This is a genomic window from Streptomyces sp. CNT360 (assembly GCF_000424785.1).
Genome location: NZ_AUKO01000001.1, coordinates 959,058 through 973,312 on the forward strand (window position 1 = coordinate 959,058; position 14,255 = coordinate 973,312).

Below are 14,255 nucleotides of genomic sequence, written 5' to 3' on the forward strand. Positions count from 1 at the left end.
CCCCGGGTGGCCTGGCGGAGGACGAGGCGGTGCGGGCCCTGCTCCAGCTGATGCCCCGCCTCGTCGGCCGGGCCAAGCGCATCCCCGTCCCCGACGAGCTGCAGTCCCTCGCACTGGCGCCACGGCACCTGTCGCTGCTCTCCTTCCTCCTGTTCGACGGCCCGATGACCGTCAACGAGCTGGCCACCCGGCTGGACGTCGCCCCCACCACGGCCAGCCTGCTGGTGGGTGAGCTGAGCCGTAAGGGGGTGCTGGAGCGGCGCGAGGACGAGAACGACCGGCGCCGGCGCATCGTGAGCATCGCTCCCGACAAGCGCTCCACCATCTCCGGGTGGCTCGCGCGGGGCGCCGGGGCCTGGCGCCAGGCGCTCACCACCCTCTCCCCGGCCGAGCGCGCCCTGGTCGTGACCACTCTGCGGGCGTACGAGGACGCCATGTCCGCGGAGGACGACGAGGGCGGCAGCGGTCCCGGCGCCTGACCGCCCGCCTCCCCGCAGGAACGGGCGAGGGCCCGCGCGGATCTGCTGGGATCCACGCGGGCCCTCGTGCCGGAAGACGCCCTGGGGCTGCCTCGGCGCGGCTTCCTCGGCCGCCGCGCTCTCATGGCGCTACCGGCTGCGCTCTCATGGCGCTTGCTCGGGCGCGCGCCCGGGGTCGCACGCCCGGGCGGCGGCTGTGCGGCTGTGCGGCTGCTCAGAGGAGGCCGAGACCGCGCACCGCGTCGCGCTCGTCGGTCAGCTCCTTGACGGAGGCGTCGATGCGGGTACGGGAGAACTCGTTGATCTCCAGGCCCTGGACGATCTCGTACTGCCCGTCCTTCGTGGTGACCGGGAAGGAGGAGATGATGCCCTCCGGCACGCCGTAGGAGCCGTCCGAGGGGATGCCCATGGAGGTCCAGTCGCCGTCGGAGGTGCCGTTGACCCAGGTGTGCACGTGGTCGACGGCGGCGTTGGCGGCGGAGGCGGCCGAGGAGGCGCCGCGCGCCTCGATGATCGCGGCACCGCGCTTGGCGACGGTCGGGATGAACTCGTCGGCCAGCCACTTCTCGTCGTTCACGACCTGGGCGGCGTTCTTGCCGGAGATCTCCGCGTGGAAGATGTCCGGGTACTGGGTCGCGGAGTGGTTGCCCCAGATCGTCAGCTTCTTGATGTCGGCGACGGTGGAGCCGGTCTTCTTGGCGAGCTGGGTGAGCGCGCGGTTGTGGTCGAGGCGGGTCATGGCGGTGAACCGCTCGGCCGGCACGTCCGGGGCCGCCGCCTGGGCGATCAGCGCGTTGGTGTTGGCCGGGTTGCCGACGACGAGGACCTTGACGTCGTCCGCCGCGCGGTCGTTGATCGCCTTGCCCTGCGGCTTGAAGATGCCGCCGTTGGCCTCCAGCAGGTCACCTCGCTCCATGCCCTTGGTGCGGGGGCGGGCGCCGACGAGCAGGCCCACGTTGGTGCCGTCGAAGGCGACGTTCGGGTCGTCGGTGATGTCGATGCCCTGGAGCAGCGGGAAGGCGCAGTCGTCCAGTTCCATCGCGGTGCCCTCGGCGGCCTTGAGCGCGGGGGTGATCTCCAGCAGGCGCAGCCTGACCGGCACGTCGGCGCCCAGCAGTTGGCCGGAGGCGATACGGAAGAGGAGCGCGTAGCCGATCTGGCCTGCGGCGCCGGTGACAGTGACGTTCACGGGAGTGCGGGTCATGCGTTCTCCGTAGTGCTTGACGTGGCTGGCAGGTGGCCGGAGGTCTCTCTACATCAAGAGACCCGTCGGCCAGGCTATCCGACCCCTTACCCGCCGGACCCCCGGGCCGTCCCCGAGCGCACCCGGGCGGGCCGGAGCGGGGTCGCCCGGCCCCCGGCCGTGCGCCGCCGCGCGCGTGTGCCGGTCACCGCGCCATCCTGCCCGGGGTGGTGCAGCCCTCGCCGCCCGCGGCCGGCGTCGCGCAGGCGCGGGCGTCCTTGTCCGTGGGCGCGGAGACCATGGCGGTGTACGCGTCGTTCGTCGAGGTGACCGTGTCGCTCTCCCGCTGGCCGCCCGGGCCGGTGATCCGCAGCGCGTCGTGGCTCTGCGCGGAGCTGATCCGGCCCCATGCCGCCTTGCAGACGTCGCTGTAGCGCACCTCGACGAGGGTGCCGCCGACGCGGGCCGAGCTGACGGTCGCGGCGTGCTGACCGCCGCAGCCCATGGCTTCCGGGTCCTTGCCCGAGCAGCTCTTACCGGCGCACTCGACCCCTGCGGGGAGGCTTCGGGCCGTCGTGGTGGGAGAGGGCTTCGGCTCGGCACTCTCCTTCTCCCCGCTGCCGAGGTCGAAGAAGAGCACCGCTCCCGCAACGAGGACGAGCACGGCGACGAGTGCGGCCAGCAGCACGGTGACCTTGCGCCGGCCCCCGCCGCCGCGCTCCGGTCTCCCGGGCTCCCGCTCCGGGAAACCAGCTCCGTCGCCGGGTGCGCCCACGCCAGGTGCGCCCGCTCCGGGCACGTCGGTACCAGGGATACCGGCGCCGGGTACGTCGGTGCCGGGGGCGCGGGCGCAGGACACGTCTGCTGCGGGTGCCCCTGGGCCGGGGGGCGGCGGGGACGCGGGGAATGCGCCGGGGACGGCTGCTGCTTCGCCGTCGGCGCGGCCACGGGGCCCCGGCACCCGGGGCCCACTCGCTCCGGTGCCCGCGGGGCCGCTCGCGGGGCGCGAGGTGTCCTTGCGCCGTCTGCGGCTCCTGGTGGGCGCCTCCTCGGCCACGTCCAGCGCGGCGCGGGCCTGCGCGATCCGGATGGCCTCCAGCGTGGTGTCGTGCCGCATCTCGCTGCGGCTCCAGGCCCGTTCGGCCAGCTCCCACATGGTGCCGAGGTGGCGTACGTCGGTGCCCGTCACCTCGGCCAGGGCCTGGGTGGCCCCGCGGGGCGGCAGCAGCCGGCCGCTGAGGTAGCGCTCCCAGGACGACTTGCTGTAGCCGGTGCGGTCGGCGATACCGGCCACGCTCAGACCGCTGCGGTCGACGAGCCGTCGCAACTGGTTCGCGAACTCCCGGATCTGGGGGTCCAGATCCTCCGGTAGCGACCTCCAACGAGGCATGGCCTCCCCCTCGTCCCCCGACTGCGCCGTGTACCTTCCTCTCCCCCGCGTGCGCCGCGGCCCCGGGGTGCGTACAAGCTGCCCAGGGGGGATGCAGGCAGCCGGAACGACGGCTCCGGGAGCAGGGGCGTACGGGGCCGTCACGGGCCGGGACCCGTGCCCGCACACACCCCCATGTCCACGCGTACGCCCCCTAGTCTGCCAGCCGGTCCCGACCCGCACCGTTATGTCCCTCACGCACCACTCACACGAGTGGCCTCCGCATCTTCCGCCGTCGGCAGCGTCTCAACGGACCGTGAAATGCACGATGGTGTCGAGGAACGGGAGCCTCAATTTGGGATCCGGCTGGGCCATCAGAGCCAACAGGACGATGGTCAGGCCCAGTACGCCGTAGAGGACCAGATCGGTGAAGCGGGAGCGGACAGCCAGCATGCCGACGGACGGTATGGCCCAACGCAGCGCCGCACCACCCAGCAGGGACAGGCCGATGATCAGCGTGCCGACGCGGAACTCGGCCACGGTCACCAGCAGTCCGATCAGCACGCCCACGCACACCGCCAGCAGCGGCCACTGCCGGTACGGCGCCGGACGGTGGGCGCCGACGACGCGTCCGCCGCCCTCGGGCCGGGCGGTGTCCCGGGTCAGCACCGGGAAGCGGCGCGACCTGCGGCCCGACGACGGACCGGACGGCTGCTCTCCGTCCCCGCCCCCGGTCGCACTCGCGCTCCCGTCGTCCGTCCCGTTCGCGTTCGCCTCGCCCGTCCTGCTCGCGCTCGCCTGCGTTCCGTTCGGGATGCCTTCGTCCGCCCGCGCGTCGGCCCCGTGCGCCGCCCGCGTCCCTTTCCCGTTCCTGTTCCGGTCCTCCGTGCTCGTCCCGCGCCCGCCCTTCGCGCCCGTCCGGTTCCCGCCCTGCGTCCTCGGCTCGTTCTCGTCGCTCATGACGCCCTCAGCGCGCTGCCGGTCCGGCCGCCTCGGCCTCGGCCGCTTCCACCACGTTGACGAGCAGCTGGGCCCGCGTCATCGGGCCGACCCCGCCCGGGTTGGGGGAGAGCCAGCCGGCCACCTCGGCGACCCCGGGGTGCACGTCACCGACGATCTTGCCGCTCTCGTCGCGGCTGACGCCGACGTCCAGGACGGCCGCGCCCTCCCGCACGTGCTCCGGCTTGATCAGGTGCGGCACGCCCGCGGCGGCGACGACGATGTCGGCCTGGCGCAGCAGCCCGGGCAGGTCCCGGGTGCCGGTGTGGCACTGGGTCACCGTCGCGTTCTCGCTGCGCCGGGTCAGCAGCAGCGGCAGCGGACGCCCGGCGGTGACGCCGCGGCCGACGACCACGACGTGGGCGCCGTTCAGTTCGACGCCGTAGCGGCGCAGCAGCACGAGCATGCCCTGGGGGGTGCAGGGCAGGGGCGCGGTCTTGTTGAGGACCAGCCGGCCCAGGTTGGTGGGGTGCAGTCCGTCGGCGTCCTTGGCCGGGTCCATGAGTTCGAGCACCCGGTTCACGTCGATGCCCTTGGGGAGCGGGAGCTGGACGATGTAACCGGTGCAGGAGGGGTCCCCGTTCAGCTCGCGGACGACCGCCTCGATCTCCTCCTGCGACGCGGTGGCGGGCAGCTCGCGCTGGAGGGAGTTGATGCCGATCTGCCGGCTGTCGCGGTGCTTGCCCGCGACGTACTTCTGCGAGCCGATGTCGTCCCCGACGAGAAGGGTGCCGAGGCCGGGCGTGACGCCCTTCGCCTGGAGCGCCTCGACGCGCGCGGTGAGGTCGGATTTGATCGCGGCGGCGGTGGCCTTGCCATCGAGAATCTGGGCGGTCATACGCCCATACTCGCGGATCCGGACCCCCGCTCTCCACTCAGGTGACCGTGCGAGCCGTCCGGCCACCTGTGCGACCGGTTCACCCGCCCGGCGCCCCCTCGGCAACGGGACGGCAAAGGTCGGTTCATGCGCCGCCCAGCTCTCCCTACGCTCCGTTGTGGCCGGGTACGGAGAGTCAGTAGCGTGCCGGGAGTGTTCAGCGTGATCATCGTGCCGGACGGATGCCGGGGCCCGCAGGAACAGCACAGACTGGAGCCGGGCCACACGCTGCGGTTCGGCCGCGCGGCGCCGACGGGAGGCGGCCTGTCCCTGTCCCATCCCCGCGTCGCGTGTGCGGCCGGGGAGCTCACGGCGACCGGCGCCTTTTGGACACTGACCAATTTCAGCCGCGACCAGACCTACGTCGTCGAGAACCCGGAGGGCGCCGGGGAGCGCATCAGGGTCGCACCGGGCCGGGCCGACGCACCGGTGCCGTTCGAGTTCGCACGGGTGCGGCTGTGCCCGCCCCACGAGGCGCGGCCCGGCTGCGGCTTCGACGTCCTGGCGCCGCGCCACGACTACCTGACGGCGGCGACCGGGGCCGACGTGCCCGGGGTGGCCGTCGAGCCGCAGACCGCCTGGCTCTCCGACCCCTTTCCCCGCCCCTACCCCCTGGACCACGGCTGCCGCTACTTCCTCGTACTGGCCGCCCTGTGTGAGGAAGGTTTGCGCTCCGGTGACGCCGCGGCGCCGACACCCTCGGTCGCGCAACTGACCGCACGGCTGCGCGGCGCGTGGCCGGAGGTGACGCCCGCGGCCGTGACCTGGAACCTCGACTATCTGCGGGTCAAGCTGCGGCTGCGCACCGCGGAGGACGCGGGGGCGGCGCACGCGTCCCTGGCGCGGTTCGCGCTCAGGTTCGACCTGGTGCAGGAAAGGCACCTGGGGCTGCTGGAGCGGCAGTTGGTCTGAGCAGGCCTTCCTGGCGGAACGCGGCCTGGTCCTGACGGCGCGTTGCGGATTCGCCACAGGACAGCAACGCGGCTGGACAGTCCGATACTCCGACCAGCACCATGATGGATCGGCGCCGAGCAGTTGGAGGATGGGCCGGCGGTGCGGCGCCCGGCCGGGGGAGGCGACATTGCTGAGGGCAGGCCGTGGTTCTCCGGAGTCCCCACGGCCCGATCCGCTCCCTCAACACCGTCGGAGGAACAGCCCGTGAGCTATCCGCCGCCCCCAGGGCAGAGCCCCAACCCCTACTCGGCGCCGCAGCAGCCGCCACCACCGCAGCAGGGCGCGCCGTACGGCTACCCGCAACAGGGCGCGGTGCAGCTCCAGTACGGCTACCCGGGCGGTATGCCGGGCTACCCGGGCGGCCCCATGCAGCCGGTCGTCAGCATGCCCGGCGTGGTCGTCACGGCACGCGTGCTGCTCTTCGTCGCGGGTTGCCTGTGGGGGCTCTCCGCCGTCTGCATCCTGATCTTCGGCCTGGCGGCCAACGACGCTCTCGACGATGTGCCCGTCGCCGATTCGGTGGGGGGCGCCGCTCTCGGTGTGGCGCTCCTGTTCTTCCTGTTCTTCGGCGGGCTGGCAGCCCTGCACATCGTGCCCGCTTCCATGTTCGGCAAGGGGCGCATCGGCACGCGGGTCACCGCGATCATCGCAGCCTCGGTCAACGCCCTGCTGCCGCTGCTCGGTGTCCTCGGCTCGCTGGGCAGCAGCAAGGACATGGCGGGGCCCCTCTTCCTGTACCTCCTGTGGCTGGCCACCGCCGTGCTCACCATCGTGTTCTGTTCGCTGGGCGCCGCGGGCCAGTGGTTCAACCGGCCCCGGTACTGAGGCGGATGCGGCTGCTGCCGACGCCGGGCTTCCGCACCGACGGGTCGGGCCCCTCTCCGTGGTCTTCCCGGAGAGGGGCCCGACTCGTTCAGGTACCCCGGAGGTGCCGGGGAAGGGCAGGGGCTGGGGAAGGGCTCAGTGGAAGAAGTGCCGTGTTCCCGTCACGTACATCGTGACGCCCGCCTTGTTCGCGGCCTCGACGACCTGCTCGTCCCGGACCGAACCGCCCGGCTGCACAACGGCGCGTACGCCCGCCTCGGCCAGCACCTCCAGACCGTCGGGGAACGGGAAGAACGCGTCGGAGGCGGCGTACGCGCCCCGCGCACGCTCTTCGCCCGCGCGCTGGACGGCGAGCCGGGCCGAGTCGACGCGGTTGACCTGGCCCATGCCGACGCCCACCGTCGCGCGGTCCTTGCCCAGCAGGATCGCGTTCGACTTGACCGCACGGCACGCCCGCCAGGCGAAGGCCAGTTCGGCCAGTTCGTCGGCGCCCAGCGCCTCACCCGCCGCCAGGGTCCAGGTCGCCGGGTCGTCGCCCTCGGCCTGGAAGGCGTCCTTGGCCTGCGCGAGACCGCCGCCGTCGATGGGCCGGAACTCGACGGTGGCAGCCGGCGCCTCCGGGCAGCGCAGCACGCGGATGTTCTTCTTCCGGGTGAGGGCGTCCAGCGCACCGTCCTCGTAGCCGGGCGCGACGACGACCTCGGTGAAGATCTCCGCGACCTGCTCCGCCATCGCCCGGGACACCGGACGGTTGACGGCGATGACGCCGCCGTAGGCGGACAGCGGGTCGCAGGCGTGCGCCTTGCGGTGCGCCTCGGCGACATCGGCGCCGACCGCGATGCCGCAGGGGTTGGTGTGCTTGATGACCGCCACGCACGGCTCGTCGTGGTCGTAGGCGGCGCGGCGCGCGGCCTCGGTGTCGACGTAGTTGTTGTACGACATCTCCTTGCCGTGGAGCTGTTCGGCCTCTGCCAGACCGCCGCCCGCGGCGGAGCCGCCCCGGGAGACGTAGAGCGCCGCGGGCTGGTGCGGGTTCTCGCCGTAGCGCAGCACGTTCTTGCGCTCGTAGGTGACGCCGAGGAACTCGGGAGGAGCCGCGGGTGCTGCCCCTTCCTCGTCGGTGTACTCGGCGGTGTACTCGGCGAACCAGCCCGCCACCGCCACGTCGTAGGCGGCCGTGTGCCGGAACGCCTCGCCCGCCAGCTGCTTGCGCGCCGCCAGGTCGAAGCCGCCGTCCCCGACCGCAGCGAGGACGTCGTCGTACCGGTCCGGGTTGACGACGACCGCCACGGACGGGTGGTTCTTGGCCGCGGCGCGGACCATCGAGGGGCCGCCGATGTCGATCTGCTCCACGCACGCGTCGTCCGAGGCGCCGGAGGCGACGGTGTCGGCGAACGGGTACAGGTTGACGACGACCAGCTCGAACGGCTCGACGCCCAGCTCGCCCAACTGCTCGCGGTGCGCTTCCAGACGCTGGTCGGCGAGGATGCCCGCGTGCACACGGGGGTGCAGGGTCTTGACCCGTCCGTCCAGGCACTCGGGGAACCCGGTCAGCTCCTCGACCGGGGTGACCGGCACCCCGGTCTCCGCGATCCGCTTCGCCGTCGAACCGGTCGAGACGAGCTGCACCCCGGCCGCGTGCAGCCCGCGCGCCAGCTCCTCCAGCCCCGTCTTGTCGTACACGCTGACCAGCGCGCGGCGGATCGGCCGCTTGGCGCCTGCGGCGGCAGCAGTCTCACTCATGACCCAGTCGTACCCTTCTTCTGTTCGGCCCCTCGAAGGTGTAGCCGTCACGGGCGATGCGCCCCACGACCTCGACGAGCAGCCGTCGCTCGACCTGTTTGATCCGCTCGTGCAGAGCGGCACCCTCGTCGGTGTGGTCCTCGTCCCGGACCTCGACGGCGCGCTGCGCGATCACGGGCCCGGTGTCGACGCCGTCGTCGACAAGATGGACGGTGCACCCGGTGACCTTCACGCCGTACGCGAGCGCGTCACGTACACCGTGGGCACCGGGAAAGCTGGGGAGCAGCGCGGGGTGCGTGTTGAGGAACCGGCCGCCGTAGCGCGCCAGGAACCGCGGACCCACCACCTTCATGAAGCCCGCCGAGACCACCAGGTCCGGCTCGTGGGCCTCCGTGGCCTCCGCGAGCGCGGCGTCCCACTCCTCGCGGGTGGCGAAGTCCCTGAGCCGGCGGACGAAGGTGGGCACCCCCGCCCGCTCGGCCCGCGTGAGTCCCTCGACGCCGGCGCGGTCGGCGCCCACGGCGACGATCTCGAACGGGGTGTCGACGGCCGGGTCGGCCACGGCATCGAGCAGCGCCTGGAGGTTCGTGCCGGAACCGGACACCAGGACGACGAGACGCACGGGGCCGGCGGGACGGAAGGAGTGCGCGTCCACGACGGTGCTCTCTCTCGGGAAACGGGCGGGCTCTCAGGCGAGACGGGCGGGGCGAACGAGGCGATCGGAAGGAATTGTGTGGTCGCACAAGTACGTGGACCCACCGATTCCGGGGAACTCTACGAAGCGTCCGACCGTCGGCAACCATACCGGCCCTCGGAACGGCCCCCACGGGACGGGGGCGCAACCGGAAGGTAGCGTCAGGGACGCGGTCTCCTCGGGCTCCCGCGGGGCTCGGAGGCCCGCAGGGCCGTGGAAGCGACGCGGAAGCGATGAGGAAGACACACACCAGATGACCGACCGACGCCGCCGTGCGGCCGCCGCCGACAGCACCTCCCGCGAGGACAACCCCTTCGCGCCACCGCCGGAGGGGCAGCCGGACCAGCCGTGGCAGCCGCGTGAGCGGGAGCCGGAGCGGCACTCCCACGGCGCGGACGACGGATCAGGACCGGATTCCGGGCCGGACGCGGATTCCGGTCCTGACGCGGACCCGGGTTCCGGTTCCGGGTCGTCCGAAGGGGGCGAGGGGCAGCCGCCGGCGTGGGGCAGCAGGTGGAGCAGCCGACAGCCGGGGCGGACGGGCGGCAGCTTCGGCGGCGGCCCGGCACGGCCCGGCGGCGGCGACCGGCAGGACGACGACGGTCGCGGACCGGGCGGGCCCGGCGGCGGCCCGGGTGGCCCCGGCGGTGGGCGCGGCATGCGCTGGGATCCGACCGACCCGCTCCAGCGGCACGCCCGCTACGCCCTGCACTCCGGCATCTGGGGCCTCTTCTTCGCCCTGCTCGGCGTGGTCCAGGTCGCCCTGCTGCTGGGGGCCCTCTCCGTCTACTGGGGCGTCAGCGCGCTGCGCGGCAAGCTGCCGCAGGCCGACGCGGACAAGCGCGGCGGCAAGAGCGACAGCAAGGGCGGCAAGCGCCACCGCGGAGTGCGCGCGACGGCGGAGGACGTCGCCGGTACGGACCGCCAGGCCGAGGGCCACGGAAGGGACGGCGCCGCGGGCGGGCCCTCTTTGGACGACACCGGTACGGGGCGGGCCGACGGTCCGGCCGGTGCAGGCGGTCCGGACGGCGGACGGGCGTCGGTGCCGCTCGCCGTCACCCCGGCGCAGGCGGCCAAGGCCAAGCGGACTGCGGCCGTCAGCGGGCTGGTCACCGCCGGTCTGACGCTGGTGATCGTCGCGGCCTCGTACGCGTTCCAGTTCACCTACGACGACTTCTACACCTGTCAGAGCGACGCACTGACCCAGTCCTCCCGCGAGGACTGCAAGCGGCTCCTTCCGGAGGAGCTGCGGCCCCTTCTGGAGAACAGGTGAGACGCCCGCCGCGTCAGAGAGAAAGGACACGCGAGGTGAGGCGCACGCCGTGAGGCGCACGCCGTGAGGCGCACGCCGTGAGGCGCTGAGCGCTCACACCTTGCCGGTGACGGGGTCGACGGCGGGGCCGGCATCGGGACCGGGGGCGGTGCCCGGTTCGGGTACCGAGGCAGTGCCCGGGTCGGGGGCAGTGGTGGTATCCGGGTCGGGTGCGGGCTGCGGCTCGGGGGTGGTCGCCGGGTGGGCGGGGCCGTCGCACGCCTCGTGGCCGGGAACGCCCTCGCCCTTGTGGCCCCCGCCCCTCGCCGCGTCGGCCCCGCCCTTCGCATCGTCGGCCCCGTCGGTCGCCTTGTCGCCGTCGGCCCCGCCCCTGTCCTCGTCGGACCGGGCGAGGAACGCGTGCCCTGGGGAGACGACCGGCTCGAAAGGGGCCATCAGCCCGCCGGAGGCCTCCCGCATGGCGGTCCAGCGCAGGCGGCGGACGTCGTCCGCGTGCCAGGCGGCATCCGGGCCGTACCCGGCCGCCGCCTTGGCGGCGGCCTCCACCGCGCGTGCCGCCGCCGCTGCCGCCCTGCGGCCGGTGAACCGCGTCCACCACCGCACCGTCAGCGCCGTCGGCAGCCCGACGAGGACCATCCATCCGCAGGCGGCCCCGCCCGTCTGCCACCAGGTCGGGCCCACGTGCGCGAGGGCGGCGTTGCCGAGGGCCCCGCTCGCGGAGGCCGCGCACAGCGCGAGGGCGGTACCGCACAGAAGGGCGGCGAGCGGCACCGTCACCATGACGGCCCGCCAGCCGACGCCCGGGGCGGCCTGCTGCCCGGCCCCCGACTCCGCGCCCGGCTCGCCGCTCGCCGGTGCGGCGTCGGCGGTCTCCCGCCGCCCGACCGCCACATGCGAACGGCCCACCCACCACCCGCACATCAGTCCGCCCAGCAGCGGGACCGTCCCCGCCAGGCAGCACTCCAGCACACCGCCGGAGCCCTCCGCCGGTACGACGGACAGCAACGGGAACGGCGGCAGGTGCGGCGCGCCGGTGGTGGCCAGCGGAGACACGAGGCTGCCGCCGCCGAGCGTGAAGCCGGGACCGAGCCCGTACGAAGTGGCCCAGAGCACGGCGTTGGGCAGCAGCGCGACGGCCAGCACGAGGATCGCGAACTGTCCGGAGACGGTGTCGGTGAGCTGGGGGAAGGCGGCGCAGACGGCTCGCAGGTCCCACACCAGGGACGCAGCCAGCAAGAACGCTCCCCCGCCGCACAGCACCACCGTGGCGGCGCCGCCCGCCTGGACCGCGACGATCAGCCGCTCGCGGGTGAGCAGCCGCAGCAGGCCCGACACCTGGACCCGCGGGGTCTCGGGCAGCTGCGCGGAGAGCGCCGTCCACGCGGAGGCGACCGCACGGCGCTGGGCGTGGAGGACCGCGCACAAGCCCGTCACCGCGACGACGAACAGCGGAAGGCGCCATCCCGTGCTGGTGGCCTCCGCTTCGACCGGTCCGCCGGAGGCGTAGGCGACGGCGCCCGCGGTGACGAGAAGGTAGCCGCCCGCCACCCAGCCGGCGACGGCGGCCGTCCCGTAGCCCTGCGCGTGCGCGTCTCCGCGCGCACGCCCGAGCCCGTACCCGGTGGCCCCGGTGGCCGCCGCCATCCGCGTGTCGAGGCCCTCACGCGTGGCGCGCCACAGCAGCCACACGGGTACGGCCGTCAGCATCAGCGGCATCACCCCGATGGGTGCCGCGGCACCGGAGAGCGTTTCGTGCCGTACGAGATGCACCCCGTGCGCGAGCAGCCACAGGTTCGCCGCGGTACGCAGGGCGGCGCCGGCGTCGCTGTCCGGGTACGGCGAAACGGTCCACAGCAGCAGGACGACCACGGCGAAGGCGCCGAGGCCGATCGCCGCCGCCACGGCGCCGCCCAGCAGCCAGCCGCTGGTCAGGGGCAGGGAGCGGGGGTGGCCACGGCCCGAGGACAACGAGGGACCGCGGTGCGTCAATTGGCTCACACCGCCATGCTGCCAACAACACCCGTTTTGCCCTGGTAGCGGGCATTTTGTCGCTGTGTCGCACAAGCTAGGGGCATGCATCTTCCCTCGACCCCTGCGGCCGCGCCCACGGAGGCGGCCGCGGCCACCGGCGCGTCGTCGCACCCGCGCACCCGCCCCCGTCCGGAAGCGTCCGACGAGCCGTCACCCGTCGCCGCCCCCGGGGGCAAGGTGGCCGAGAGGCGCGGCGGGCGGAAGAGGCGGAGGAAGAACCGGCGAGGCAAGCCCTCCACCCCCCGGCGGCAACAGCTCCCCGACGACTCCCGAGCCGAGCTGACGGAGCCCGCGGGGGCGGCGGAAGCCGACGGGTCCGCGGCCGACAGTGCCCCTGAGACCGTGGGCGCACCGGGTCTCGCGGAGGGGGCCGGTGCGCCAGGAGCGGCGCAGGGGGCGAAGCCGCAGGCGGAGCCGTCCGACGCGAAGGAGAGCCCCGGTCCCGAAGAAGGCTGTGTCGGGGCTGAGTCGGCCGAGACGGAAAAGGCTTCCGAGCAGGTGGGGCCCGTCGGGCTGGAGGAGGTCCGCGACGAGGACAAGGAAGAGGACGGCGAGGACGGCGAGGACGGCGAGGACGGCGAGGGAGAGGCCGCCGCGGCCGGGAGACCTTCCGACGCGAGCGAGGCCGCGGCTTTGCCGTCCCTCGAAGCGGGTGAGAGCGCAGCGGAGACGGGGCCCACAGCGCCTACTCCGCGGAGCGAGCTCAAGCCGAAGGCGGCGGCACCGCGGGTTCCGTCGCCCACCCCGCACAGCGAACCGGAACCGCGCGTCGCGGTGACCTCGACGGTGTCGGAACCCGTCGACGACTTCGTGGCGACAGCGGTGCTGTCCCACCCGCTGCCGTCGGACCCGGTGGAGGCGTTCGACGAGCTGTACCTGTGGCAGGCACGCGCCCTCACCCGTCAGGCGTTCCTGCTCTCGGGGCACCGGCGGGTGGCCGAGCGGGCGGTGCGGTGGGCGTTCCACCAGGCCTGGCAGCGCTGGCCCAGGGTGCTGGCGGCAGGCGATCCGACGCGCACGGTGCGCACGACGGTGTACGAGTACGCGCTCTCCCCCTGGCACCAGTTCCACCCGCGTCGCCGTGCCCCGCAGGCGTATGCGGGGCCGCCCGGGGAGCGGGCGGTGCTGGAGATGTTCCTGGGGCTGCCGCGCAGCTACCGGGCGGCGCTGCTGCTGCACTACGGGCTGGGCCTCACGCTGCCGGAGACCGCCGCGGAGGTGGAGTGCAGCACCGAGGCGGCCGCCGGGCGCGTGACCCACGGGCGGGCGGCGCTGGAGGAGGTCTGGCCGCTGCTGCGGGAGACGCCCCGCCGTCGGCGCGGCGCCGTCCTTGCGGCCGCACTGCGTCAACTGGCCGTCGCCCAGCCGGTACACCCGCTGCCGCCCCGCCTCGTGCGGCACGGCAGCCTCCGTACGACGCGGTTGTGGACGCGGGCTTCGGTCGGACTGACGGCGACCGTGGCGGCGGCGACGGTCTTCACCCTGCTGACGACGGACACGGGCCGGGCCGCGGAAGAGCCGGGACAGGTGCCGCCCCGTACGTTCGCCCCGGCCTTCCTCCCCGGCCGGGCCGCATCCGATGCCGCGCGGCCGAGCGAACCGGGCCGCCGGGACCGCGCCAGGAGGACGCCGCCCGTGCCCACCACCCACGCCTACCTGCCCCAACTCCGCTCCGCCAACGAGCGCGTGCACCTGCGCGACCACCGGCAGCAAACCACCCCGCAGCGGCAACCGGGAGCGGAAACGGAGACGGAGACAGGGCGGGAGACGGCGGCGGGCATGGAGAGCGGCGGCGTGGAGCAGAGCGGCTGGAGAAGCTGACGGGCCC

Annotated in this window: 12 protein-coding genes; 5 read left to right on the forward strand and 7 right to left on the reverse strand. The window is 73.9% G+C overall.

Annotated elements, in window-relative coordinates; translation table 11 throughout:
* Positions 1–50 precede the first annotated feature (50 nt).
* Entirely contained in the window at positions 51–479 is a 429-nt protein-coding gene (locus tag H297_RS0104080) for a MarR family transcriptional regulator (RefSeq protein WP_051351517.1), read from the forward strand.
* 214 nt (positions 480–693) lie between these two features.
* Here the strand turns inward: H297_RS0104080 and H297_RS0104085 are convergent, their stop codons facing one another.
* From H297_RS0104085 to H297_RS0104100, 4 genes are all read right to left on the reverse strand, one after another.
* Entirely contained in the window at positions 694–1,683 is a 990-nt protein-coding gene (locus H297_RS0104085; RefSeq protein WP_027736009.1) for a malate dehydrogenase, read from the reverse strand.
* A gap of 184 nt (positions 1,684–1,867) precedes the next feature.
* Positions 1,868–3,052: a helix-turn-helix domain-containing protein gene (locus H297_RS0104090; RefSeq protein WP_027736010.1), complete on the reverse strand. Its 1,185-nt coding sequence runs from the start codon at positions 3,050–3,052 to the stop codon at positions 1,868–1,870.
* A gap of 285 nt (positions 3,053–3,337) precedes the next feature.
* A complete protein-coding gene (locus tag H297_RS34375; RefSeq protein ID WP_078513711.1) occupies positions 3,338–3,991 on the reverse strand; it encodes a DUF3017 domain-containing protein in 654 nt (217 codons plus the stop codon).
* Between the two features lie 7 nt (positions 3,992–3,998).
* Complete coding sequence (locus H297_RS0104100; RefSeq protein WP_027736011.1) at positions 3,999–4,868, reverse strand: bifunctional methylenetetrahydrofolate dehydrogenase/methenyltetrahydrofolate cyclohydrolase; 870 nt, start codon at positions 4,866–4,868, stop codon at positions 3,999–4,001.
* A 192-nt stretch (positions 4,869–5,060) separates the two neighbouring features.
* Between H297_RS0104100 and H297_RS0104105 the strand changes: the two genes are divergently transcribed.
* Together H297_RS0104105 and H297_RS0104110 are read left to right on the forward strand one after the other, a co-directional pair.
* Positions 5,061–5,819 carry a hypothetical protein gene (locus H297_RS0104105; RefSeq protein ID WP_027736012.1) on the forward strand — a complete coding sequence of 253 codons (759 nt, stop codon included), beginning with the start codon at positions 5,061–5,063 and terminating at the stop codon, positions 5,817–5,819.
* Between the two features lie 246 nt (positions 5,820–6,065).
* Positions 6,066–6,686, forward strand: a complete 621-nt coding sequence (locus tag H297_RS0104110) for a hypothetical protein (RefSeq protein ID WP_027736013.1) — start codon at positions 6,066–6,068, stop codon at positions 6,684–6,686.
* 135 nt (positions 6,687–6,821) lie between these two features.
* Here the strand turns inward: H297_RS0104110 and purH are convergent, their stop codons facing one another.
* Both purH and purN read right to left on the reverse strand, forming a co-directional pair.
* Complete coding sequence (gene purH / locus H297_RS0104115) at positions 6,822–8,429, reverse strand: bifunctional phosphoribosylaminoimidazolecarboxamide formyltransferase/IMP cyclohydrolase (RefSeq protein ID WP_027736014.1); 1,608 nt, start codon at positions 8,427–8,429, stop codon at positions 6,822–6,824.
* Positions 8,422–9,084 (reverse strand): phosphoribosylglycinamide formyltransferase, encoded by a 663-nt coding sequence (gene purN, locus H297_RS0104120; protein ID WP_051351465.1) that lies wholly within the window; start codon positions 9,082–9,084, stop codon positions 8,422–8,424. Before purN ends, purH begins: the two co-directional genes overlap by 8 nt.
* Positions 9,085–9,376: 292 nt before the next feature.
* Here purN and H297_RS0104125 point away from each other — a divergent pair, with 292 nt between their 5' ends.
* Positions 9,377–10,396: a hypothetical protein gene (locus H297_RS0104125; protein ID WP_027736016.1), complete on the forward strand. Its 1,020-nt coding sequence runs from the start codon at positions 9,377–9,379 to the stop codon at positions 10,394–10,396.
* A 93-nt stretch (positions 10,397–10,489) separates the two neighbouring features.
* On the opposite strand, the gene H297_RS34380 is transcribed toward H297_RS0104125, so the two are convergent.
* Complete coding sequence (locus H297_RS34380) at positions 10,490–12,394, reverse strand: cell division protein PerM (RefSeq protein WP_199787133.1); 1,905 nt, start codon at positions 12,392–12,394, stop codon at positions 10,490–10,492.
* 75 nt (positions 12,395–12,469) lie between these two features.
* On the opposite strand from H297_RS34380, the gene H297_RS40135 reads away from it, so the two are divergent.
* A complete protein-coding gene (locus H297_RS40135) occupies positions 12,470–14,248 on the forward strand; it encodes a sigma factor-like helix-turn-helix DNA-binding protein (protein WP_051351467.1) in 1,779 nt (592 codons plus the stop codon).
* Positions 14,249–14,255: the final 7 nt, after the last annotated feature.

Coding starts and splice junctions, on each gene's coding strand:
- H297_RS0104080 (WP_051351517.1), top strand. CDS start 51: ATGCCCCGCCTCGTCGGCCGGGCCAAGCGCATCCCCGTCCCCGACGAG.
- H297_RS0104085 (WP_027736009.1), bottom strand. CDS start 1,683: ATGACCCGCACTCCCGTGAACGTCACTGTCACCGGCGCCGCAGGCCAG.
- H297_RS0104090 (WP_027736010.1), bottom strand. CDS start 3,052: ATGCCTCGTTGGAGGTCGCTACCGGAGGATCTGGACCCCCAGATCCGG.
- H297_RS34375 (WP_078513711.1), bottom strand. CDS start 3,991: ATGAGCGACGAGAACGAGCCGAGGACGCAGGGCGGGAACCGGACGGGC.
- H297_RS0104100 (WP_027736011.1), bottom strand. CDS start 4,868: ATGACCGCCCAGATTCTCGATGGCAAGGCCACCGCCGCCGCGATCAAA.
- purH (WP_027736014.1), bottom strand. CDS start 8,429: ATGAGTGAGACTGCTGCCGCCGCAGGCGCCAAGCGGCCGATCCGCCGC.
- H297_RS0104125 (WP_027736016.1), top strand. CDS start 9,377: ATGACCGACCGACGCCGCCGTGCGGCCGCCGCCGACAGCACCTCCCGC.
- H297_RS40135 (WP_051351467.1), top strand. CDS start 12,470: ATGCATCTTCCCTCGACCCCTGCGGCCGCGCCCACGGAGGCGGCCGCG.